At 70.5% G+C, this 23,021-nt stretch carries 19 protein-coding genes; 5 read left to right on the forward strand and 14 right to left on the reverse strand.

The genetic code is table 11. The annotated features are described in order from the left end of the window. Nucleotides 1-40: 40 nt before the first annotated feature. The 5 genes from mmsB (AB0N27_RS20720) to AB0N27_RS20740 all read right to left on the reverse strand — a co-directional run bounded on the left by mmsB (AB0N27_RS20720) (nt 41) and on the right by AB0N27_RS20740 (nt 6,003). Nucleotides 41-1,339: a multiple monosaccharide ABC transporter permease gene (gene mmsB / locus AB0N27_RS20720; protein WP_364372020.1), complete on the reverse strand. Its 1,299-nt coding sequence runs from the start codon at nt 1,337-1,339 to the stop codon at nt 41-43. After that, nucleotides 1,336-2,883, reverse strand: coding sequence for a multiple monosaccharide ABC transporter ATP-binding protein (gene mmsA / locus AB0N27_RS20725; RefSeq protein WP_364372023.1), 1,548 nt, complete (start codon nt 2,881-2,883; stop codon nt 1,336-1,338). The genes mmsB (AB0N27_RS20720) and mmsA (AB0N27_RS20725) overlap by 4 nt, the downstream gene beginning before the upstream one ends. 533 nt (nt 2,884-3,416) lie before the next feature. Further along, on the reverse strand, nt 3,417-4,595 hold the full coding sequence (locus AB0N27_RS20730; RefSeq protein WP_364372026.1) for an alcohol dehydrogenase catalytic domain-containing protein: 1,179 nt from the start codon (nt 4,593-4,595) through the stop codon (nt 3,417-3,419). A 116-nt stretch (nt 4,596-4,711) separates the two neighbouring features. After that, nucleotides 4,712-5,383, reverse strand: coding sequence for a maleylpyruvate isomerase family mycothiol-dependent enzyme (locus tag AB0N27_RS20735; RefSeq protein ID WP_364372029.1), 672 nt, complete (start codon nt 5,381-5,383; stop codon nt 4,712-4,714). 221 nt (nt 5,384-5,604) lie between these two features. Continuing rightward, nucleotides 5,605-6,003, reverse strand: a complete 399-nt coding sequence (locus AB0N27_RS20740) for a hypothetical protein (protein WP_364372032.1) — start codon at nt 6,001-6,003, stop codon at nt 5,605-5,607. A gap of 277 nt (nt 6,004-6,280) precedes the next feature. Between AB0N27_RS20740 and AB0N27_RS20745 the strand changes: the two genes are divergently transcribed. Continuing rightward, on the forward strand, nt 6,281-7,537 hold the full coding sequence (locus AB0N27_RS20745) for a family 16 glycosylhydrolase (RefSeq protein ID WP_364372035.1): 1,257 nt from the start codon (nt 6,281-6,283) through the stop codon (nt 7,535-7,537). Nucleotides 7,538-7,697: 160 nt separating this feature from the next. Further along, nucleotides 7,698-8,720, forward strand: coding sequence for a DUF4331 family protein (locus AB0N27_RS20750; protein WP_364372039.1), 1,023 nt, complete (start codon nt 7,698-7,700; stop codon nt 8,718-8,720). Between the two features lie 196 nt (nt 8,721-8,916). Here AB0N27_RS20750 and AB0N27_RS20755 read toward each other — a convergent pair whose 3' ends face one another. Both AB0N27_RS20755 and AB0N27_RS20760 read right to left on the reverse strand, forming a co-directional pair. After that, nucleotides 8,917-9,147: a DUF2188 domain-containing protein gene (locus AB0N27_RS20755; protein ID WP_364372042.1), complete on the reverse strand. Its 231-nt coding sequence runs from the start codon at nt 9,145-9,147 to the stop codon at nt 8,917-8,919. Nucleotides 9,148-9,218: 71 nt separating this feature from the next. Next, nucleotides 9,219-9,878 carry a M23 family metallopeptidase gene (locus tag AB0N27_RS20760; RefSeq protein WP_364372155.1) on the reverse strand — a complete coding sequence of 220 codons (660 nt, stop codon included), beginning with the start codon at nt 9,876-9,878 and terminating at the stop codon, nt 9,219-9,221. A 121-nt stretch (nt 9,879-9,999) separates the two neighbouring features. Between AB0N27_RS20760 and AB0N27_RS20765 the strand changes: the two genes are divergently transcribed. Continuing rightward, nucleotides 10,000-12,405, forward strand: coding sequence for a PEP/pyruvate-binding domain-containing protein (locus tag AB0N27_RS20765; RefSeq protein ID WP_364372045.1), 2,406 nt, complete (start codon nt 10,000-10,002; stop codon nt 12,403-12,405). Here the strand turns inward: AB0N27_RS20765 and AB0N27_RS20770 are convergent. Beyond that, nucleotides 12,392-12,580: a hypothetical protein gene (locus AB0N27_RS20770; RefSeq protein WP_364372048.1), complete on the reverse strand. Its 189-nt coding sequence runs from the start codon at nt 12,578-12,580 to the stop codon at nt 12,392-12,394. The genes AB0N27_RS20765 and AB0N27_RS20770 overlap by 14 nt on opposite strands. 18 nt (nt 12,581-12,598) lie before the next feature. Here AB0N27_RS20770 and AB0N27_RS20775 point away from each other — a divergent pair, with 18 nt between their 5' ends. Continuing rightward, nucleotides 12,599-13,177, forward strand: a complete 579-nt coding sequence (locus AB0N27_RS20775; RefSeq protein WP_364372051.1) for a TetR family transcriptional regulator C-terminal domain-containing protein — start codon at nt 12,599-12,601, stop codon at nt 13,175-13,177. Nucleotides 13,178-13,206: 29 nt separating this feature from the next. Here the strand turns inward: AB0N27_RS20775 and AB0N27_RS20780 are convergent, their stop codons facing one another. From AB0N27_RS20780 to AB0N27_RS20795, 4 genes are all read right to left on the reverse strand, one after another. After that, a complete protein-coding gene (locus tag AB0N27_RS20780; RefSeq protein ID WP_364372054.1) occupies nt 13,207-14,553 on the reverse strand; it encodes an N-acetylmuramoyl-L-alanine amidase in 1,347 nt (448 codons plus the stop codon). Between the two features lie 64 nt (nt 14,554-14,617). Further along, nucleotides 14,618-15,787, reverse strand: coding sequence for a peptidase M23 (locus AB0N27_RS20785; RefSeq protein WP_364372057.1), 1,170 nt, complete (start codon nt 15,785-15,787; stop codon nt 14,618-14,620). A gap of 391 nt (nt 15,788-16,178) precedes the next feature. Beyond that, nucleotides 16,179-17,162, reverse strand: a complete 984-nt coding sequence (locus tag AB0N27_RS20790; RefSeq protein ID WP_364372060.1) for a hypothetical protein — start codon at nt 17,160-17,162, stop codon at nt 16,179-16,181. Next, the gene (locus AB0N27_RS20795) at nt 17,159-18,433 is read right to left on the reverse strand and encodes an MFS transporter (RefSeq protein ID WP_364372063.1); all 1,275 of its coding nucleotides are present in this window, start codon (nt 18,431-18,433) and stop codon (nt 17,159-17,161) included. The genes AB0N27_RS20790 and AB0N27_RS20795 overlap by 4 nt, the downstream gene beginning before the upstream one ends. A 223-nt stretch (nt 18,434-18,656) precedes the next feature. On the opposite strand from AB0N27_RS20795, the gene AB0N27_RS20800 reads away from it, so the two are divergent. Continuing rightward, on the forward strand, nt 18,657-20,036 hold the full coding sequence (locus tag AB0N27_RS20800) for a DNRLRE domain-containing protein (RefSeq protein ID WP_364372066.1): 1,380 nt from the start codon (nt 18,657-18,659) through the stop codon (nt 20,034-20,036). Nucleotides 20,037-20,103: 67 nt separating this feature from the next. Here AB0N27_RS20800 and mmsB (AB0N27_RS20805) read toward each other — a convergent pair whose 3' ends face one another. Further along, complete coding sequence (gene mmsB, locus AB0N27_RS20805) at nt 20,104-21,354, reverse strand: multiple monosaccharide ABC transporter permease (RefSeq protein WP_364372069.1); 1,251 nt, start codon at nt 21,352-21,354, stop codon at nt 20,104-20,106. After that, on the reverse strand, nt 21,351-22,889 hold the full coding sequence (gene mmsA, locus AB0N27_RS20810) for a multiple monosaccharide ABC transporter ATP-binding protein (RefSeq protein WP_364372072.1): 1,539 nt from the start codon (nt 22,887-22,889) through the stop codon (nt 21,351-21,353). Before mmsA (AB0N27_RS20810) ends, mmsB (AB0N27_RS20805) begins: the two co-directional genes overlap by 4 nt. Nucleotides 22,890-23,021 lie beyond the last annotated feature (132 nt).

Consider the following 23,021-nt stretch of genomic DNA (forward strand, 5'->3'; position numbering starts at 1 on the left):
GCCTTTCTGGATGTGAGACGGGTGGAGAGGTCGGTGGCCGTCAGCCGGACACCGCTGCCTTGGCGGGCTCGCGCTCCGCGTCCGGCGGTGAGGCGGGTGGGACGGAGTCGTCGCGACGGAACGGCCGCATCAGGCTCCCGATGATGGAGAAGCGCCCCTGGCTCTTGTTGTAGACGTCGATCGCGACGGCCAGCAGCAGGACCAGACCCTTGATGATCTGGACGCGGTCGGTGCCGACGCCCATGAGCTGGAGGCCGTTGTTGAGCACGGCCATGACGAGACCACCGACGATCGAGCCGCTGATGGTGCCGATACCGCCGGAGACCGCCGCGCCACCGATGAAGACCGCGGCGATGGCGTCCAACTCCCAGCCGTTGCCGTCCTGCGGTCCGGAGGCCGCCGAACGGGCCACGAAGATCATGCCGGCAAGCGCTGCCAGGACGGACATGTTCATCATGACGAAGAAGTTGACCCGCTTGAGCTTCACGCCGGACAGCTCGGCCGCCCGGGAGTTGCCGCCCACCGCGTAGATGTGCCGGCCACCTGCCGTGTTGCGGGTGTAGAAGGAGTACGCGATGACCAGGACCAGCAGGATGATTCCGGAGATCGGGAAGCTGGTGCCGACGCGGCCACTGGCGAAGCGCAGCGAGGCGAAGGCGATGACCCCGACCATGACTGCCATCCGCAGGATCGAGATCCACATCGGCGCCGGGTCGGCGTCCATGGCCCGACGGGTCTTGCGGGCCTGGATCTCGCGCCACACCACCGCCACCGCCGCGGCCAGACCGAGCAGCAGCGTCGCGTTGTTGTAGCCGGTGTTCGGGCCGAACTCGGGCAGGAAGCCCGAGCCGATCTCCCGGAAGCCCTCGGGCACCGGAATGGTGTTGGCGTTACCGATGAACTGGTTGCCACCGCGGAAGAGCAGCATGCCGGCCAGGGTGACGATGAACGCCGGCACCCCGATGTACGCCACCCAGAAGCCCTGCCAGGCACCGATGATCGCACCGATGGCGAGGCCGAACAGGATGGCGACGGGCCAGGGCAGCGACCATTCGGCCATCGACTTGGCCACCAGGATGCCCGCGAAGGCGGCGACCGAGCCGACCGAGAGGTCGATGTGCCCGGCCACGATCACCATGAGCATGCCGATGGCCAGAATCAGAATGTACGAGTTCTGCTGGAACAGCGCGATCAGGTTGTCCGACCGCAGGGTGAGGCCGTCGGTCAGGATCTGGAACAGGACGACGATCGCCACCAGGGTGAAGATCATTCCGAACTGTCGAGCGTTGGAGGTGGTGCCTCCGAACAGGTTCTTCTGAAGGTCCTTCAATCGGCTCATCGTGTGGCCATCTTCTTCGTCGAGGTCATCTGCTTCATGAGGTTTTCCGGGGTGGCGTCGGCCCGGGCGATCTCGCCCGTGATGGCACCCTCGAACACGGTGTAGATGCGGTCGCAGAGCCCGATCAGCTCAGGCAACTCCGAGGAGATGACGATGACGCCCTTCCCCTGGTCGGCGAGCCGCTGGATGATGCCGTAGATCTCGTACTTGGCACCGACGTCGATGCCGCGTGTCGGCTCGTCGAGGATCAGCAGGTCCGGGTCGGTGAACATCCACTTCGCCAGGACGACCTTCTGCTGGTTGCCGCCGGAGAGCTTGGAGACGCTCTCGTCGACAGTCGGGGCCTTGGTCCGCAACTCCTTGCGGTACGCCTCGGCCGCCTGGTACTCCTCGACCTCACTGAGGACGCCGTGGTGCGAGATCTTGGACAGCTTGGCGGCCACCGTCGAGGACTTGATGTCGTCGAGCAGGTTGAGGCCGATCGCCTTGCGGTCCTCGCTGACGTACGCGAGCCCGTTGTCGATGGCGTCCGCCACCGACTTCAGGACGATCTCCTTGCCGTCCTTGATGATCGTGCCCGACTCGTACACCCCGTAGGAGCGGCCGAAGACACTCATCGCGAGTTCCGTACGGCCCGCGCCCATGAGACCGGCGAAGCCGACGATCTCGCCGCGGCGGACCACGAAGCTCTCGTTCTTGCAGACCTGCCGCTCGGCGGAGATCGGGTGCCTGACGTTCCAGTCGCGGACCTCGAAGAAGACGTCACCGATCTTCGGGGTGTGGTCCGGGAACCGGCTGCTCAGCTCGCGGCCGACCATGCCCCGCACGATCCGGTCCTCGTCGACCCCGTCCGCCTTGACGTCGAGGGTCTCCACGGTCCGGCCGTCGCGCAGGATGGTGATCTGGTCGGCGATCGCCTCGATCTCGTTGAGCTTGTGCGAGATCATGATCGAGGTGATGCCCCGCGAGCGGAAGCCGCGCAGCAGGTCCAGCAGGTGCCGGGAGTCCGCCTCGTTGAGCGCGGCCGTCGGCTCGTCCAGGATGAGCAGCTTCACGTCCTTGGCGAACGCCTTGGCGATCTCCACGAGCTGCTGCTTGCCGACACCGATGTCCTTGATCAGGGTGTCCGGGTCCTCCTGGAGGCCGACTCGGGCCATCAGGTCCAGGGCCATCCGGTTCGCGGCCTTCCAGTCGATCGCGCCCCGCTTGCGCGGCTCGTTGCCGAGGAAGATGTTCTCGGCGATCGACATGCCCGGAATGAGCGCGAGCTCCTGGTGGATGATCACGATTCCGGCGTTCTCGCTGGCCCGGATGTCGGAGAACCTGCTCTCCGAACCCTGGTAAATGATCTTGCCGTCGTAGCTGCCGTACGGGTAGACCCCGCTGAGGACCTTCATCAGCGTGGACTTGCCCGCGCCGTTCTCGCCGCAGATGGCATGGATCTCGCCGGCGCGAACCACCAGGTTGACGTCGGAGAGGGCCTTGACTCCGGGGAACTCCTTGGTGATGGAACGCATCTCAAGGAGGATGGGCACGTCGCTCATCGCTCGTACCACCTCGCCAACGTCATCGGTTGCCTCCGGAAGGTTGAACCTTCACTTGGTTTTGTTGTTGACGGCAACGTATTGCGGCGGAGCGGCCATCCGCAAGGCGAGGGCCTGTTGAAAATGTAACAATCCGGCAATATAGACGTAACCCTGTCTTCGCCCGTCACAGCCGCCCCGGCAGCCACTCACGGCACCTTCCCGTGCCGGTGGCAACGTTGTCAAATGGCAGTGGCGCGTCGGTTGACGCCGTCCGACCCTTGACAAGCCCCACCACCAGGGGTGATCCGCAGTGACCGGAGGAACAGCGACGCACCCGCACGCCCGCCACAATCGAACGATCGTGATGGGGCCGCCACTCCGGCACCCCCTCCGGGACGCCATGGCGACCCTCGACCACCTGTGTGACCCGCGCCTCTACGGCGACACCGGATCGACGACCGTCGTCTCGACGCGCCCGGCACCAGGAGAGGGATCCCGCACCTTAACGCCGGTTACTGCCGATTCGCGGCAGTCGGCCGCGATCCGATCGGTCAACTCGGGCGCAGCACCGCCTTGATCACGCCGTCCTCCCGGCGGTCGAAGCGGTGATACAGATCGGGCGCGTCGTCGAGGCTGCCGTGGTGGGTCACGATCACGCTGGGTCGGGCCCGGCCGGCGACGACCATGTCCCGCAGCAGCACCGTGTAGCGGCGGTCGTGCGTACGGCCGAACCGGACCGCGACCCCCTTGCTGAACAGCGTCCCCCACGGCGCGACCAGGTTCTCGTGGCCGTCCGCGCCGGGGCGCGGGTGCAGGTCCTTCTCCGGGTAGACCCCGGCGACCGCGATCGCGCCCGCGGGATTGACCAACCGGGCCGCGTCGGAGATCACCTGATCGGGGCGTTCCCGCTCCGGGCGCTCCCGGTCGCGGGCCTGGAAGCCGACCGCGTCGATGACCTTGTCGATCCCGCCCAGCTTCTCCTCGCCGAGCGGAAGCCCCGACCGGGCGCGGTCGGCGCGGATCTGCTCGACCGGATCTCCGCGCCGGAAGTCGACGGGCACCGCCCCGATCTCGCCGGCCTTGTCGAGCCGCGCGTCCACACCGTCGACGCAGTAGACGACCCGGGCGCCCCGGAGCAGCGCCGAGTACGCGCCGAGCAAACCGATGGTGCCGGCGCCGAACACCGCTACCGTGTCACCGGGCTCGACCACGGCCAGTGCGGCGGCGGCATGCCATCCGGTGACGAACGCGTCGGCGAGCAGCACGAAGTCGTCCTCGTACGCGTCCTGCGGCTCCCCGGGCACGGGCACGCAGTTGGCGTCGGCCCACGGCACCCGCAGCAGCTCGGCCTGCGCGCCCCGGTACGGCCCCATACCTGCGTAGCCGTACGCCGCGCCCGGCCCCTCGGCCCGCGCCCGCAGACACGCCGCCGACAGCCCCCTGGCGCACATCACGCACGTCCCGCAGAACAGGTGGGTGGGGATCACCACCCGGGTGCCCGGCCGGACGGTCTGCACCGCCCCGCCGACCTCCTGCACCACGCCCAGCGGCTCGTGACCGAGCACCAGCCCGGGGTCGGCTCCGGTGCGCCCGTCGTACATGTGCAGGTCGGTGCCGCACAACGCGCTGGAGGTGATCCGCACGAGCGCGTCGGTCTCCTCCTCGATCGTCGCGTCGGGCACCTCGCGCACGGCGACCGTCCGGACGTCCGCGTAGACGACGGCTCTCATCCGACCCCCTGTTCGGCACGGAAGCGGCAGGTCTTCCCCGGCCTGCGCCGTTCATGCCCGCACCTGGGTCCCGGCGCGACCGCGCCACACGGTGGACGCCGACCGCCGTGATGCGGTCAGTGGCGCAGACGGTCCCGCAGGGTCGCGACGCCGTCGCCGGACAACTCGGCGAGGACGGCGGGCCGACCGGTCAGCGCGAGCATCACCGCCTCCGCCTCGCCCCGGACCACCCGCCCCTGCCCCGACGCCCAGCCGATGTCAGTCGCCTCGAACCGCAGCCCGTCGGTGAGGCCCCGGGACACGAAGAAGCCGAGCGCGCGGCGGTGCACCAGGAAGTCCAGCGACGTCCGGAGCCGGTCCGGACGCAACTCGTGCGCGAGGCCCAGCGGGCGGCGGATGTCCTGCCCGTGCACCTGAAGGTCGGTGAGCTGGCCGAAGTATCCGACACGCGGCGCGCGGAACGGCGTCTCGGCGTTCTCGCGCAGCAGCGCCGAGATCTGCCCGACGGGGCGGTGGGCGACCATCTCGGCCAGCCGGGCGTTGGCCTCGTGCAGGTTGAACCTGCTGCGCAGGAGGATCGGCAGGAACCAGCGACGGCGGGCCGCGAACGGGGCGACGAGGTGAGCGGCCACCTGCCGGACGGTCCAGGATCCGCACAGGCTTGGCGCGTCCAACTGCGCGGGAGTGAGCGCGTCGATCAGGTCGGCGGCTCGTCGTCGTTCATCGCTGATCATGGCCATGATCTCGGCGGCCGCCGGGCCTGACACACCATCGGACAACGCGGTCATCGGCATTCTCCCCCCGTGGGACACAGCCACCACCACGACAAGTGGACTTCCGCAGTATGCCGGGCACGGGCGTCCCGGCTCCTCCCCCGCGAGGGGGATCCGCGGCGCGTGGGCCCACCACTGTCCACACAGGACATGTCATCGTCGGGACACGACGTCCCGGCGGTCCACCGACGAACCGGATCGGTTCTCGCTGACAGTGCCCCGGTGCGGGTCGGCGATCAGCTGACCTGGGCCACCGGCGCCGGGCGGTGCCGGATCTCCTCCATGAACGGGAACCGGGCGGTGAGCTCGGCGACCGTCAGCCCCGCCTGCCATCCCGAGGCGACCTGGGCGACCTGCGCCAGGTCCATGACGTCGCCGCGCGCGATGATCTCCCCGGCGACCCGCAGATCGATCATGAAGTATCGGGCCTGCGATCCCAGCTTGACGCAGACCACGCCCTGGTCGGAGTGCAGCTCGGCGCAGGTGAACCGACTCCGCCCCTGCTCCGGGGCGGTGACCCGGCCGAGGTCGAGGCCGTGGCGGGCGGCGGTTTCGACGAGCGCGGGGGCCAGGCCACCTTGCTCGACCAGGTCCGGGTAGAGGCGCACACCCAGTGCCGCCGACGCGTCGCTCATGACTGACTCCCACTTCCTTGTGACAGAGACCAGCAGCGCGCAGGTTACGGGGAGGTTTCCTGCGAACCTCGTCATCCTGTCCCGGGTGGACGCTCCACGGCAATAGGAAGGGTCGATTCGACCGCTATCGAGGGGTGCGACCGGGCGGTAACGGACGGTCGTCGTATTGGAAACACTCTTGACAGAAAGACACGATATCGACATGCTTCGCTTCAGAGAGCGCTCTCCATCCCCTCGGCGCGCAGCCTCCGCCACCCCTTTCACCGAGGAGCCCCCCGTGTTCACAGCCCGCCCCGCACCCCGCCTCCGACCCCTCCTCCTCGCGGCGGTCGCCCTCGTCACCACCGCCGCCGCCCTCGCCGTCCCCGCGCAGTCCGACCGCGCCGAGGCCGCCATCGGCCCGATCACCTGGCAGGACGAGTTCAACGCCCCAGCCGGCTCCCCCGTCGACCAGAACAAGTGGCGCTTCGACATCGGCGGCGGCGGCTGGGGCAACAACGAGCGGCAGTACTACACCAACAGCACAAGCAACGCCGTCCACGACGGCCAGGGCAACCTCGTCATCACCGCGCGCCGGGAGAACCCCGGCAACTACCAGTGCCACTACGGGCGCTGCGAGTACACCTCGGCCCGACTGCTGACGGCGTCGACCTTCACCCAGACGTACGGCCGCTTCGAGGCTCGCATCAAGATCCCGCGCGGCCAGGGCATCTGGCCGGCGTTCTGGATGCTCGGCACCGGCGGCGGGTGGCCCGACGCGGGCGAGATCGACGTCATGGAGAACATCGGCCGGGAACCCAACACCGTCTACGGCACCGTGCACGGGCCCGGCTACTCCGGGAGCGGAGGCATCACCGGCAGCCGCACCATCGGCGCTCCGCTCGCCGACGGCTTCCACACCTACCAGGTGGACTGGGAGCCGAACGCGATCACCTGGTACCTGGACGGGGTGCAGTACCACCGGGTCGATCCCGCCCGGCTCGGCGGCAACCGGTGGGTGTTCGACCACCCGTTCTTCATGATCCTCAACGTGGCGGTCGGCGGTAACTGGCCCGGCTACCCGGACGGCTCCACCCAGTTCCCGCAGCAGATGCTCGTCGACTACGTCCGGGTGTCCAGCTACACCTCCGGCGGAGGCGACCCCGCGCCCGGCACCAGCCGGATCCGGGGGGCGCAGAGCGGTAGGTGCATCGACATCCCGAGCGCCAACCCGGTCGAGGGCGCCAAGCTCCAGATCTGGGACTGCAACACCACAGCCGCCCAGGCGTGGACCTTCGCCTCCGACGGGACCGTCCGCGCGATGGGCAAGTGCATGGACCCGGCCTGGGCCGGCACCGCCAACGGCACCGAGGTCAACCTCGTCAGCTGCAACGGCAACCCGGCCCAGCGATTCACCCTCAACGGCGCGGGCGACCTGGTCAACCTGAGCGCCAACAAGTGTGTGGACGTGCGGGAGGCCAACCCCAACAACGGGGGCAAGCTGCACCTGTGGGACTGCATCGGCGCCGCCAACCAGAAGTGGTCTCGCATCTGACCACACCGGCCTCGACGAGTGGGCCGCCCGAGAGGCTTCGGGCGGCCCACCGTCAGGTACGGCGTACCGGGTCAGCCGAGCGACCCGGATTCCGCCGACGCACGTCGGTTCACGCCCTATGTTCGGATTATCCATATCCGACCGTTCCGGGAGTGAGCCCATGTCCCACCATCTCGACACCCCCCTCGCCGCCCAGGGCGGTCAGCTCTACATCGACGACCTGTACGTCTTCGACGGCGACCGCTCCACGGTGTTCGTCATGGACGTCAACAGCTCGGTGACCAAAGCCGACATCAAACGTGGCTTCCACGCCGAGGCGCGTTACGAAATCAAGATCCATTTCAACGGCGCGGAGATGGAGGAACTGACCTACCGCTTCGCCTTCGGCGAGCCGGACGGCGAGGGCAGGCAGGCCCTCCAGCTGTACGAACTCACCGGAGCCGACGCCCGCGACGACGCAGCGATGGGCACCCCCATCGCCGAGGGGCGGACCGGCGAGATCACGACCGGCGGCAACGTCCGCATCTGGGCCGGACGGATCACCGACCCGTTCTTCATCGACCTCGACGAACTGGCCACCATCAACGGCGCGGTCAAGGACGGTTCGCGGGTGGACCGCTCAGCGTGGCGGGCCGACCAGGCCAAGAACAGCTTCGCCGGCACGACTGTCGAGTCGATCGTCCTCGAGGTCTCCCAGGACGAGCCGCTGCTGCGCGACGGCACCGAGATCGGCGTGTGGTGCCGTACCCTGCTCGCCACCGACGCCGGCGGATGGCGGCAGATCAACCGCGCCGGGCACCCGATGATGTGGCCGATCTTCTGGCCCCACGACACCGACTTCTCGGATCCCGCCAACTTCCGGCACCCCAGCAGGGACCTGCCCGACGGCGGGGAGGAGATCGCCACCGCGGTCGCGGGCGTCGTGGCGGCGAACAGCACCGCACCGGACCCGCACGCGTACGGCTGGAGCGTTGCCCGCCAGCTCTACCCGGACGTGTTGTCGTACACGGTCGGCACGGCCGCGACCTTCGGCTTCGCCTGTCGCAACGGGCGCACGATGGCCGACAACGCGCCCGAGGTGATGTTCTCCCTGGTCCTCAACACCGGTACGACCTCCGGCCTCACGCCTGATGTCACGAAGGCCGCCCGCGCCGCCACGTTCCCGTACGTGGTCCCGGCCTGAGGCGGCCGAGGCCGCGAGGTCCCGCGCTCGCAACCGGGCCGGCCGCCGATGCCGCTCCCGGAGCCGGCACGACAGTCGACGCGGTCACGGCGATCAGACGGCTCTTCTTGAGGATGAGGATGCGCGGCTGGTGCGCGAAAACGGACCGACCTCCTCGGTCACGCCGAAGAGGTCGGTCCGCCTGTCGCTGGTGCGGTCAGCCCGCGATGTCGCGGGGATCGCGGCTGCGGGGGTAGGTGTTCTTCTCCCCGATCGTGCCGTCCTGCTTCTTGATCACGTGCTCGACGCCCCGGTCGGCCGCCATCTCCCGACCCTCGGCCTGCGCCTCGGCCTTCCCGTCGTGCGTGCTGCTGGCCCGCTCGTTGCCCTCCGCCTTGTTCTTCCACTGTCCGTCCTCGTGGTACGTGTCGACGTCACCCTTGGCCATGGCCGGCTCCTCACTGCGTCTGGACTGTCCCCGGATCAGTGCCCCGAGTCGTGCCGGGCAAAACGGAGTCCTCAGGAGACGGCCGGGCAGTTGTTGCTCGTCCGCCTGACCGTGTACTCGCGATCGTCGGTGGTGATGCCCGACGGCGTGCCGTCGAAGTGAGCCTCCACCTTGTCCCAGCCGCGCCGCTGTTCGTAGTGCAGATGCGGGGCGCCGGAGTTGCCGGTGCTGCCGAGCCGCCCGATCTGCTCACCCTGGGCGACCTTCTGCCCGACCTCGACCAGCGGCGGTTCGAGCATGTGCAGGTACTGCGTCTCCCACTTGCCGCCGTGGTCGATCTTCACCCAGTAGCCACCGCCGCGACCGCGCGGACCCTGCGGGTTCTCCGGGGTACGCCCACCCAGCGACCCGTTGATGCCTGCCACGGTGACGGTGCCGGCGTAGGACGCGAGCACCGGGCGACCCCAGGCCTCGCCCTCGGTGGGGAACAGGTCGACGTCGTAGTCGTCGTGGCCGGGGTAGGTGCCGAGCTGCCACGTCTCGCCGCAGGCGACAGGCATCTGGAAGAGCGGACGGGGACCCGCCGGTCGCAGCATCGGCACCACGACCACGGCGATGCCGAGGAGGGCCGCCACCGCGACGAGCGCCAGGAGGACACGCACGGTACGGCCGCGGGGACGGCGGTGGGTGCGGGCTCGGGCGGGGCGGCCGGTCGTCACCGGCCCGAGCATGGCAGACGCCGGCAACGCGCCCGCCCCGGGTCGGCGATCACCACCGCAGTTGCATTGCAGTCGCATCGTGAAAGAGCTACGGTGAACGCAATGCAGTCGTATTGTAAACGAGGGGGCACCCGTGCACGTGATCGCGTTGTCCGAGGCGACCACCGAGATGGTCGACCTGGTCGGCGGCAAGGCGGCCGGGCTGGGCGAGATGATCCGGCGGGGTGAACGCGTCCCCGAGGGCTTCTGCGTCACCGCCGAGGCACACCGGCTCGGCGTCCTCCCCGAGGCGGAGATCATCGCCGCGTACGAGAGGCTCGGCGGCGGCCCGGTGGCGGTACGCTCCAGCGCCACCGCCGAGGACCTGCCGGACGCCAGCTTCGCCGGGCAGCAGGACACCGTCCTGAACGTCACAGGCGCCGCCGAGGTCATGGCCGCGATCGGCACTTGCTGGGACTCGCTGCACAACCACCGCGCCACCGCCTACCGCGACGCCCACCGGATCGGCAGTCAGGAGGTGTGGATGGCTGTCGTCGTGCAACGCATGGTCACCCCGACGGTGGCGGGAGTGCTGTTCACCGCCAACCCGGTGACCGGCCGCCGTGACGAGTTGGTGGTCGACGCCGCTCCGGGGCTGGGCACCACTGTCGTGGACGGCGCGACGACTGTGGACCACTACGTCCTCGACGGCGTCGACAGGGACGACGCCGGCTGCCTGACGTCCGGGCACCTGGCCGAACTGCACGGCACGGGCGAACGGCTCCAGGCCCAGTTCGGCTACCCCCAGGACGTGGAGTGGGCGATCGACGCGGACGACGTGCTGTGGCTGCTGCAGTCGCGACCGATCACCAGCCTGTTCCCCGCGCCGCCGGCCACCGACAAGCCCCTCCCCCGCGTCTACCTGGAGTTCGGGCACGTCCAGGGCATGCTGCGACCGGTGACCCCGATGGGTATGGCGACCCTGCGGGCGCAGATCACCGCGATGCTCGCCGCGCTCGGCGTCCGGGTCGAGATCGTCGACATCGGCGGCCGCCTCTACGGCGACCTGACCGACCTGGCGCGGGACAGATCGTCCCGCCGGCGGCTGGTGAAGCTCCTGGCCGTCGACTTCGGCCCCCGGGCGCAGGCGGTGATGCGACACGTGCTCGCGGATCCGCGATTCGCCCCGGTCAGCGGCGGCACCGGTCGCGGCGCGGGGCAGGGCGCGGCGTCGCTGCGGACGGCCGGGCGCGCGGTGGTGGGGATCCTGCGGGCCCTGGCCCGTCCGGACACGGCGCGGATCCGGATGTTCCGGGCGGTCGAGCAGATGAGGGTACGCTCGGCCGCCCCGACCGACCTGCGGACCAGCGCCGACCGGCTGCGCTTCGTGCGGGAGGCACAGGACGCCGACGACAGCGCCGACGCGATCATGTCGCCGATCGTCGCGGGGATGCTCGCCGCCGCGCTGCCTGCCGAACTGCTCAAGGGCATCGCCGGCCCGGACGAGATCCACGCTGTGCTGGCTGGCATGCCGCACAACGTGACGATCGAGATGGACCTGGCGCTGTGGCGGCTCGCCCAGGGCGCGGGTGACCACCGTCAGCTCCTGCTGGACACCCCGCCCGACGAGCTGGCCGCACGTCACCTGAGCGGAACGCTGCCCGACATCGGCATGACCGCCTTCCTCGACGAGTACGGCCACCGGGGCGTCGCCGAGGTCGACCTCGGTGTGCCCCGCTGGGCGGAAGACCCCACACCCGTCTTCGCGGCGCTCGCCAACTACCTGCGCGTCACCGATCCGCGGCAGGGCCCCGACAAGCGTTTCCACCGGGCCGCCGTGGCGGCGGAGGCGGCGCTGGAGGAGCTGGTCGCCCGGGCCCGCCGCCGGCGCCCGGTGCGGGGCAGGCTCGCCGGATTCCTGCTGCGCCGCGCCCGGTCGTTGGCCGGCCTCCGCGAGGCGGGCAAGTTCGCCGGGTTGTACCCGCTGCGCGAGACCCGCCGACACCTGCTGCTCGTCGGGGCCGACCTGCACGGCGCCGGGTTGCTGGACCAGAGCGACGACATCATGTTCCTGACGCTCGACGAGGCGCACTCCGTCGTACACCAGGGTGTTGATCTGCGCGGCGTGGTCGCCGCGCGGCGGGCCGTGCACCGTCGGGAACTGCGTCGCCGGTCGGTGCCGGTGGCGCTGCTGTCCGACGGCACCGACGTCGAGGCGGTCCTGCCGGCGACTGCCGCCAGCGAGGGGACGCTCGTCGGCGTGGGCGCGTCCGCGGGTCGGGTGACCGGACCGGCCCGGGTCGTGCACGACCCGGGCACCGCCCACCTCGAACCAGGCGACGTCCTGGTCGCCGCGACCACAGACCCCGGTTGGACCCCGCTCTTCCTCACCGCCGCCGCGCTGGTCACCGACACCGGCGCGATCATGGCCCACGGGCCCACAGTGGCCCGGGAGTACGGGATCCCCGCCGTCATCTGCGTGCCGGACGCCACCCGGACGATCACCACCGGGCAGCTCGTCACCGTCGACGGCGGCGCCGGAACAGTCACCCTCCACTGACCACCACCCCTACCGCGAGGACGACGATGACCGAGCCGGGACCACCCACCGCGACGACCGTGGGCCAGCTGCCGACGATCCCGACGGCCTCCTGCGCAGCGCGCGGGGCACGCCGGCGGGCGACACCGCCCGCCGGTAGCCGCCGCCCCACGGGCGGGGTGTCCGGGCCACCCACTGTGAAACGATCGAGGTCATGCCCAAGAAGGTCGACCACCAGGAGCGACGCACCCTCATCGCGGACGCGCTGATGCGGGTCGCCGCGGACCAGGGACTGGAGGCGGTGAGCCTGCGTCACGTGGCCACCGCGGCCGGCGTGTCCGCCGGGATGGTCCAGCACTACTTCCGGACCAAGGACGAGATGATGGCGTTCGCGTTGAGCGTGGTGCGCGAGCGCGGCCAGGTCCGGGTCACCGAGGCGGTGCGGCGGCTGGGCGAGAACCCCTCCCCCCGGCTCCTGCTCCGGACGATGATCGCCGCGCTGCTGCCGCTCGACGACCGGACCCGCGACGACGGCCGGGTGGCGTTGGCGTTCCTCGCCTACACGGCGGTACGACCGTCGGCCGCACCAGGTCTCCGCGCGGACACCGCGCAGCTGACCAGCTTCATCGCCAGCGTCCTGCCCACGAGGGACGCGGCCGCGGCGGCCGGCCTGCTGGCGCTCATGGAGGGGCTGGGCGTCTACCTGCTGGGTGGGCAGTACACCCCCGAGCAGGCGCTGGACGCCCTGGACGCCCACCTCGACCTGCTGTTCGGCACACCGGCGACCGCCTGAGCGACGGTCGCCGGGGCCGATCCGCGCCGTCAGCAGCGCGGCACGCTCGGGATGTACCCGTCGTACCCGGTGAGCAGGTACGCGTCCGAGACGTAGCGGTTGGTGCCGATCCGGTTCCAGACGGAGGTGGTGCCGTACGGGCCGGTGACGGTGCTGCCGACCGCCTGGCAGTAGATGGAGACCGTGGCGCCGTCGGCCACCGAGCCGACGACCGGATAGCTCGCCCCCGGGCCGGAGCGCACGTTCAGGGTGCTCGCGCTGGTGTTCACCGTGCCCGAGCCGATGCCGGTGATCCCGTTCACCAGTTGCAGGTAGTAGGTCCAGTTCCAGTTCGGGCCGGGGTCGGTGTGGGTGGCGCCGGGCACCTCGTTGTGGCCGATGATGTGCGCCCGGTCCCTGGGTATGCCGTACTTCGTGGTGAGGTTGCGGGTCAGGGTGGCGGACTGGCGGTACATCGCGTCGGTGAACCAGGCCGGATTGTCGACGTACCCCTCGTGCTCGATGCCTACCGACTGGGTGTTGTAGGTCCAGTTGCCGGCGTGCCAGGCGATGTCCTTCTCCCGCACCGACTGGGTGACCGCGCCGTCCGAGGAGCGGACGGTGTAGTGCGCGCTGGCCTGGGCGGCCGGGTTCTGGAACCAGCTGACCGTCCCGGCGTACGAGCCCTGTGCGAAGTGGATGACGACGCGGTTCACGGGGTGGCTGCCCGGCCGGCTGGCCACCGTGTAGTTGCTCGTGCTGGCCGGCGCCCACGCGGCCGGCCCGTAGTCGGTGCTGAGGGTGCCGACCCCGCCGGGCACCGCGACCCGCTCCAGGGCGCCCCGGCGCGGAGCGACAGGCCGGCCGGCCACCGCCTCGCCGCGCGTCGGAGCGATCCCGACGCGCAGCAGGTCGTAGACGGTGTCCGCGTAGAGCCGCGCGACCGACGGGTCGGTGGCGCCGCCGTACCTGGCGACAGGCCCGTACCACCCGTTCACGTCGTCGCGGGCCGGGGCGGTGAGTCCGGCCTGGTCGGCGTACGACCGCAGCACGGCGGCCGCCCCGAGGACGTTCGCCGCGGTGTCGGCGCGCAGCGTGTCCGGACTGAGTCGGGTGAGGGTGGCCGCCTCGTCCAGGGTGCGGTCGGTGGCCAGGTGCATGAGCCCGTACCCGCCGGCCGTGCTGGCCGCGCCGCCGTGCGGGTCGAGCCGCGACTCGGCGTACCCGAGGGCGACAAGCAGGTCGCGGGGAACGTCGTACCGCGCGGCGGCGGTGTCGAACGCGGCGGCCAGCGGGGCGGCCGACGCGGGCGTCCCCCCGGGGTCGGCGACGGCAGGTGACGCGACCGCGACGGTCAGGGCTGTGGTCAGGGCGAGCAGGGAGGTTCGAACGGACATCAGCACTCCTCGGGAGGACTGGGGTGGGCGGCCGGTTGACCACCCACCCCGGCGGTCGAACTCGTCAGCACCAGCCGTTGACCGGACCGTTCACGCCGGTCCACAGGTACGCGTCGGACACCCAACTGCCGTCGCTCAGGCGGTCCCAGAGCGCCGTGGTGCCGTACCGCCCGGTGTGCGACGTCCCGTTGGCGGAGCAGGAGACGGTGACTGTCGCGCCGTCGCCCAGTGAGCCGAGCGAGCCGTAGCCGGTACCCGGCCCGGCACGTCGGGTGAGCGCCCCGCCGCCGTTCGCGTCGACGACCGCCTGGTTGAAGCCGAGCGCGCCGTAGTTGTACAGGCCACCGCCGACGCCGGCCCAGGCCGAACCGTGCCGCGCCCCGCCCTGGTACGCGGCGGACCCGTTGGCCAGCACCCACTTTCCGATGTCGTGGTCGGCGATCGGCACGTACGCGCTGTTCTGCCGCAGCCCGAAGTGCACGTGCCGGCCGTACGCCGCACCGCCGCAGGTGACGTCGGTGCCGGTGTTGCCCAGCACGGCGCCCTGGCCGACGCCGAGGCCGTTGACGGAGATGCTGTTCCACAGGTGGTAGTAGTCGGTCGAGTAGCCCCGGTCGTGGATGACCCGGATCCATCCCTGACACATCGTGTACGCCGTGCCGGCGCGGGCGGCGCGGACCACCTGGTCACCACCGGCCAGGTCGACCGAGCTGTACGGCCACTCGGTTCCGCCCCAGCCGTGCGGGCCGCTGGTGAGCGTCCACGTCTGGCCCACGCCGAACGGCAGGGCCATCCCGGTGCGGAAGTCCCCGCCCGCGTAGAGCGGGGTGGGGGTGGCGGTGAGCACGCCCCTCTCCTGGTTGCTCACCAGTGGCGATTCGGCGGCCAGCGCGGCGAAGGTGGCCTCGCCGTCGAAGGCGACCCGCCAGCCGGTGGGCTCGGACCGGGCGATGAAGACCGAGCCGGTCGGGTGGGCGTCCTCCTGTCGGGGCGCGAGGGCGACAGCGGTGCCGAACGCCCACCGGCCGCTGGTGCGACTGACGGTGACCCGGGTTTCCGGTCGCGCGGCGGCAGTGGACAGTTCGGCCGCGCCGAGCAGTTTGGCGGTCACCGCGGCGGTGAGCGTGGAGGTGACGGGCGCCGCCGAGGCGGCGCCGGGTGTCGCCCCGATCAGACTGGAGAGCATCAACAGGGCGGCGGCCGCGCCGCCGACCAGTCGTCGGCTGTGTCTCATCGTGCCCTCACTTTCGGTGCGGCGGGTTCAGGCCGGGGCGACGGAGAGCCGACGGCCGCTGGCGTGACCTTGAAAGAGGCAGATGTAAATATTGACGGTGATTGTTGTGGAGTAAACCGCCGGAAGTCAATGCGCGCATCGAAAGTTTTCTACATCTCCGCTATTGCGGGACCGACCCCTCGGACCGGGCCGGAATTGGGCGAGGATGAGTCCCGGCGTGACCCCCTCGACGCGTACGGGCCGCGCCTCCGAACGCGAGACGCGGCCCGTTTCCCCGATCCCGGTCAGCCCGCCGAGGCGGTGGCGGCCCGAGCCTTCCGTCGGCGCAGTTCGTCGGCCGGGACGAGCCAGGTGGAGTTGGTCGCCCCGAGGCCGAGGAGCCTTGTGACCGTCAGGTGAGCGGCGAGGGCGACTCCGCGCCGGGGATCAGGAGCGTCGGCGTACCGGACCCGTCCGCCGGGACGCTCCACACGTCCGGCCGGCCGTCACTCCCGCGCAGCGTGTAGGCGAGAGTCGCGCCGTCCAGCCAGGCGGCCTGGTCGTCGACGCTCGACGTCTCGGCCGTCGCGGTCACCCGCATGCTCGCCAGGTCGAGGACCGACAGCCGCCAGCCCTTCGCCGGGTCGGCGTCGATCGCCTCCTTGAAGGCCAGCCGGGTGCCGTCGGGCGACAGGGACGGGCACTCGACGTTCTCCTTCACGGTCTCCACGGTCCGGGCGGCGAGGTCGCCCCGCACGAGGTAGCGCCGTCCCTGGGTCGACAGGGTCGCGTAGAAGCGGTTGTCGTCGGCGGTGAAGGTGACGCCCCAGTAGTTGACGTCCGCGTTGCGGTAGCCCCTGCCGTCCCGCGTGATCGCGAACCCCTCCAACGACTGCACCGTCGCACCGGTGACGGTGTCGAGGATGCCGGTGCGGGTGGAGAAGCCGCTCGCGGTGTAGGAGTCGCCGCCGACGAACGTCGTCCAGGAGACCATCCGCCCGGACGCCGACACCCGGGCCCGGTTCGGCAGGCCCGGCACGCTCAGTGCCCGTGTCTGACGCAGCGCGGAGTCGAGCACGACGACCTGGTACGACCAGGCGGTCTCCGGCCGCAGGCAGACACCGGTGCCGGCGGCGGCGTACACCCGCAGGCACTCCAGAGCGGACACGGTGCGCGGCCCGGCCGGGTCGGCAGCGGCGACCGAGGAGACGTACCTGTCGGTGACGGCGAGCAGCCGCGGGCCGGGCGTGAGGGTGACGGCCCGTTCGCCGGTGGCGGGTGGCGGCGTCCGGGCCGGTTCCGCCGCGGTGGCTGCGTAGCCGGCCGCCCCGGCGCCCAGCAGCACGGCCGAGGCGGCCACCACGGCGATCTTCGCGCGGGTCGACATCGTGGTCATCGGGACACCCTCCGGGCAACGGGACGGGACGGGGAGGCGAGCAGGAGCAGCGTGCCGACGAGGACGACGCCGACCGCGAGGGCCGCGGCCCGGACCGCGGTCTGCGGCCCCCACGCCTGCCAGGCCAGGCCGAACAGGATCGAGGAGACGAGGTACGCCAGCGCCTGCCCGGTCTGCACGAGGGCGATCCCGGTGGTGCGCAGTCGCGCCGGCAGCACCGGACCGGCGAGCGCGATGAGCACCCCGTCGGTGGCCGCGTAGAACGTCCCGTACAGCGCAAGCGTCACCGCGAGCCCCGGCCAGCCGTGCGTCGGCGTGGACAGCAGCAGGTACGTCACGCCGAGCGCCGCGTATCCGCCCACCACCACCGGCAGCCTGCCGATCCGGTCGGCCAGCACCCCGAGGGGTGCGGCGAGCAGCAGGTACGCCAGGCTGGTGCCGACCGCGAGCAGCGGGAACCAGCGCAGACCGAGGTCCTCGCGCCGTTGCAGCAGCAGGTAGACGAACCCGTCGCCGATGGTGGACAGGCCGAGCAGCGCCGCCGCCAGCACGAGGCGGCGCGCCGGCCGGCTGCGCAGCAGTCCGAACGCCTCGCCGACGGAGACCCTCGGGTCGTCCGGCCCGTCGGTCGGCACACCGGACGGCCGCTCCCTGACGAACAGCACGAGCACGACGACGGCCAGGGCGGCGACGCAGAAACTGGTGACGAACACCGCGTCGTACGACTGCCCGACGGCCAGCAGGACCGCGAACGCGGCGAGCGGGCCGAGGAACGCGCCGACGCTGTCCATGGCCCGGTGCACCCCGAACGCGCGTCCGAGCGCCTCGGGTGGGGTGGACAGCGTGATCAGCGCGTCGCGGGGCGCGCTGCGGATCCCCTTGCCGAGCCGGTCGACGGCGATGACGGCGCCGATCGCCGGCACCGACCGGCCGGCGAGCAGCAGGCCGAGCTTGGCGACCGCCGAGAGCGCGTAGCCGGTGCCCGCGATCAGCTTGCGCCGCCGGAACCGGTCGGCGACGAATCCACCGACGACCCGCAGCAGTGCCGTGGCGCCGGTGTGGACGCCGTCGAGCACACCGAACGCCACCGGGCTCAGGTGCAGCCCCAGCACCAGGTAGAGCGGCAGGACGGCGGCGACCATCTCGGCGGAGACGTCGGTGATCAGGCTGACCGTGCCCAACGCGACGACGTTGCCACTGACCATGGTGAGCCGTCGGCGTCGTGGCCCGGGCGGGTCGGTGACCGGTCGGGAGACGGTCGACAGGTACACGAGCAATCTCCTCGGATCGACGGCTGACGGTCAGCCATCGTGCGGAACCGGTCCGACCGGCCACAAGGGAGGACGCGTGACGGCCGGGCGTGGGACGGGTGAACGCTCGTCGAACACCGAGGTGTTTGCCTGGCGGGACGCACTGTTCACCCGCGCGTAGCGCGCCGGCTGATCGACCTTCCTACATTTCTTGCGCCTCACACCCGTAGCGAAGGAGTCCTGGATGGACATTCGATTTCCCCGCCCGTCGGTGACGGTGGGGGTGGTCGCGGTGCTGCTCGCCTCGACGGCCGTCGTCGTCGTGACCGGAGCGGGCGCGGCTTCGGCCGCGAGCGTGACGTTCACGCCTGTCGCCGACACCTACGTGCAGAGCGACACGGCGTCCACCAACTACGGCACCTCCGGGCAGCTCGTGGTGGACAACTCGCCGGTGCGGCGCTCGTTCCTGCGCTTCACCGTCAGCGGGGTCAGCGGCACGGTGACCAGCGCGAAGCTGCGACTGCGCACGATCAGCGGCAACGACGGGAGCGACGCCGGCGGCACGTTCCGGCGGATGTCCAACACGACCTGGTCGGAGACCGGCACCACCTGGAGCAACCAACCGACCATCGACGGCGCCACACTCGGCTCGATCGGAGCGGTCAGCGGCACCAGCTGGTACGAGGTCGACGTCACCGCCGCGGTCACCGGCAACGGCACGTACAGCTTCGGCGCGACCTCGACCAGCGGCGACGGCGCCTACTACGGCACCCGCGAGAGCGGAGCGGACGCGCCGCAACTGGTGGTCACCACCGGGACCACGACGCCGCCGACGTCAGGTGACCCGGTCTTCGTGGGCGCCGGCGACATCGCCAACTCCGGCACCGGCGACACCGCCACCGCCGCGCTGCTGGACAGCATCCCCGGCACCGTCTTCACCACCGGCGACAACGTGTACGACAACGGCACCGCGTCGCAGTTCGCCAGCTACTACGAGCCCACCTGGGGTCGGCACAAGGCACGCACCCGCCCGTCGCCCGGCAACCACGACTACAACACCTCGGGCGCGACCGGCTACTACAGCTACTTCGGTACGGCCGCCGGCCCGAGCGGTCGCGGCTACTACTCCTTCGACCTCGGCAACTGGCACATCGTGTCGTTGAACTCCAACATCAGCATGTCCGCGGGGTCGGCGCAGGAGCAGTGGCTGCGCGCGGACCTGGCCGCCAGCGGCAAGCCGTGCACGCTGGCGTACTGGCACCACCCGCTGTTCACGTCCAGCTCCAACCATGCGCCGTCGACGTCGACACGCCCGCTGTACCAGGCGCTCTACGACTACAACGCCGACGTCGTGGTGTGGGGCCACAACCACGTGTACGAGCGGTTCGCCCCGATGAACCCGGCCGGCGGGGCCGACGCCACCCGGGGCATGCGCAGCTTCGTGGCCGGGATGGGCGGTGCGAGCCACTACGGCTTCGGCACCATCCAGCCCAACAGCGAGGCACGCAACAGCTCGGCGTACGGGGTCCTGAAGTTCACCCTGCACGCCGGCAGCTACGACTGGCAGTTCGTGCCGGTCGCCGGCCAGACGTACACCGACAGCGGCACGGCCACCTGCCACTGACCGCCCGACACGACGCGTGCCCCCTGCCCGAACGACGGGCAGGGGGCACGGACGTGCGGTGCCCGCGTCAGCGGGCCGAGCCGGCGCGGCGCTTGTTGTAGACGTCGAAGGCGACGGCCACCAGCAGCACGAGCCCCTTGACCACCGACTGGGTCGACTGGTCGACGCCCATCAGCTGCATGCCGTTGCTCATCACCGCCATGATCAGACCACCGACCATCGCGCCGACAACGGTACCCACGCCACCGGTGACCGCCGCGCCGCCGATGAAGGCCGCCGCGATCGCGTCCAGCTCGAACATGTTGCCGGCTGCCGGCTGGGCGCCGTTGGACCGCGACGAGTAGATGACACCGGCCACCGCCGCCAGGAAGCCCATGTTGACGAACATCCAGAAGTTGACGGTGCGGACCTTCACGCCCGACAGCGCCGCCGCGGACAGGTTGCCGCCGATCGCGTACACCTGACGGCCGAAGACGGTACGCCGGGTGAGCAGGCCGTAGACCAGGACCAGCACCGCCAGGATGATCAGCACGATCGGCAGACCACGGGCGTGCGCCAACTGCCAGGCGAAGTACATGATGACCGCGCCGACCGCGACGACCCGGGCGACGAACAGCGGGAACGACTCGACGGGCTGCTGGTAGCGGATGCGGGCGACCCGGGTGCGGAACCCGCTCACCGCGTAGCCGGCCACCGCGACGGCGCCGATCAGCAGTGTGAACGCGTCGAAGCCGTTGCCGCCGAGCAGTCCGTTGAGGAAACCCGCCGCGACGCGCTGGTACTCGGCCGGGAACGGCGACAGCGAGATGTTGTCGAGCACCCGCAGGGTGAGGCCGCGGAACAGCAGCATCCCGGCGAGGGTCACGATGAACGCCGGGATGCCGGCGTACGCCACCCAGAAGCCGTGCCACGCGCCGACCGCCACGCCGACGGCCAGGGCGGCCAGCACGCCGATCCACCACGGGTGGCCCTGCTGGATCACCAGGACGGCGGAGACCGCCCCGGTCAGCGCGACGACCGACCCCACCGACAGGTCGATGTGCCCGCCGATGATCAGGATGACCATCCCGATCGCGAGGACCAGGATGTACGAGTACTGAAGGACGATGTTCGTGATGTTCCCGGGGCTCAGCGACACCCCGTCGGTCAGGATCGCGAAGAGCGCCACGATGACGACAAGCGCGACGTAGATCCCGCTCTGCCGCAGGTTGTTCAACACCAACGCCCGCAGGTCGCTCGTCCCCGTGTGCAGGGCGGCGGCGGGTGTGCTGTCCGAGGGCGTCGGGCGCTCCGCCGGAGGGGTCTTGATGCTTGTCATCCGACGAGCTCCTTGTCCTTGGTCATCAGCTCCATGAGGCTCTCCTGGGTCGCCTCGCCCACCGGCACCTCACCGGTGATCCGGCCGCCGGCGAGGGTGTAGATCCGGTCGCACATCCCGAGCAGCTCCGGCAGCTCCGAGGAGATGACGATCACCGCCTTACCGGCGGCCACCAGCCGATTGATGATCGTGTAGATCTCGTACTTGGCGCCGACGTCGATCCCACGTGTGGGCTCGTCCAGGATCAGCACGTCCGGGTCGGTGAACAGCCACTTCGACAGCACGACCTTCTGCTGGTTGCCGCCGGAGAGCTTGCCGACCACCGCCATGACGCTCGTGGTCCTGATGTTCATCTCCCGCCGGCTCGTCTCGGCGACCTTGATCTCCTCGTTGCCGTTCACCCAGCCCAGCCGGGCCAGCCGGTCCAGCGCGGCGGCCGAGACGTTACGGCGCACGTCGTCGATCAGGTTGAGGCCGTACCGCTTACGGTCCTCGGTGACGTACGCGATGCCGTTGTCGATCGCCTCGGCGACGGTACGGGCCTGCACCTCGCGCCCGCGCACGAAGAGCCGGCCGCTGATGTCCCGCCCGTACGACCTGCCGAACACGCTCATCGCCAGCTCGGTGCGCCCGGCCCCCATGAGACCGGCGATGCCGACGACCTCGCCGGCGCGCACGGACAGGCCGACACCCTCGACGACCTTGCGGTCCTGGACGGGGTGACGCACCGTCCAGTCCTCGATGCGCAGGACCTCCTCGCCGGGGGACGACTCCCGGTCCGGGTAGAAGCTGTCCAGGTCGCGTCCGACCATGCCGCGGATGATCCGTTGCTGGGTCACCTCGCCGGCTTTCATGTCGAGGGTCTCCACCGTGCGACCGTCCCGGATGACCGTGGTCGAGTCGGCGATGGCGGTGATCTCGTTGAGCTTGTGCGAGATCATGATGCAGGTGATGCCCCTGTCGCGCAGCTGCCGCAGCAGGTCGAGCAGGTGGGCGGAGTCGACGTCGTTGAGGGCGGCGGTCGGCTCGTCGAGGATGAGCAGGCGCACCTTCTTCGACAGCGCCTTGGCGATCTCCACCAGTTGCTGCTTGCCCACGCCGAGCTGGATGACCGGGGTCACCGGGTTCTCGTGCAGTCCGACGGACGCCAGCAGCTGCGCCGCCTCGGCGTTGGCCCGGTTCCAGTCGATGAGCCCCCCGCGACCGCGTCGCTCGTTGCCCAGGAAGATGTTCTCCGCGATCGACAGGTACGGCACCAGGGCGAGCTCCTGGTGGATGATGACGATGCCGTCGGCTTCGCTGTCGCGGATGCCCCGGAACTGCACAGGCTTGCCGTCGAACAGGATCTCGCCGTCGTAGGAGCCGGTCGGGTGTACGCCGGAGAGCACCTTCATCAGGGTGGACTTGCCGGCGCCGTTCTCACCGCAGATGGCGTGGATCTCTCCCCGGCGCACCGAGAGGGAGACGTCCTCCAGCGCGGTCACCCCGGGGAAGGTCTTCGTGATGCGGCGCATCTCGAGGATGGTGTCGTCCATGGTCACTGTCCTCTGTCAGGTCGGACGCGGTACGCCACGGCGTCGGGCCCACCAGTGACCAGAGGGGACCGAGAGAGGGATAACTGATGTAGAGAAAGGAGGGGGCCCAAACACACCAAACGGATCAGGCTG

Source organism: Micromonospora sp. NPDC093244 (assembly GCF_040683695.1).
Lineage (GTDB): Bacteria > Actinomycetota > Actinomycetes > Mycobacteriales > Micromonosporaceae > Micromonospora.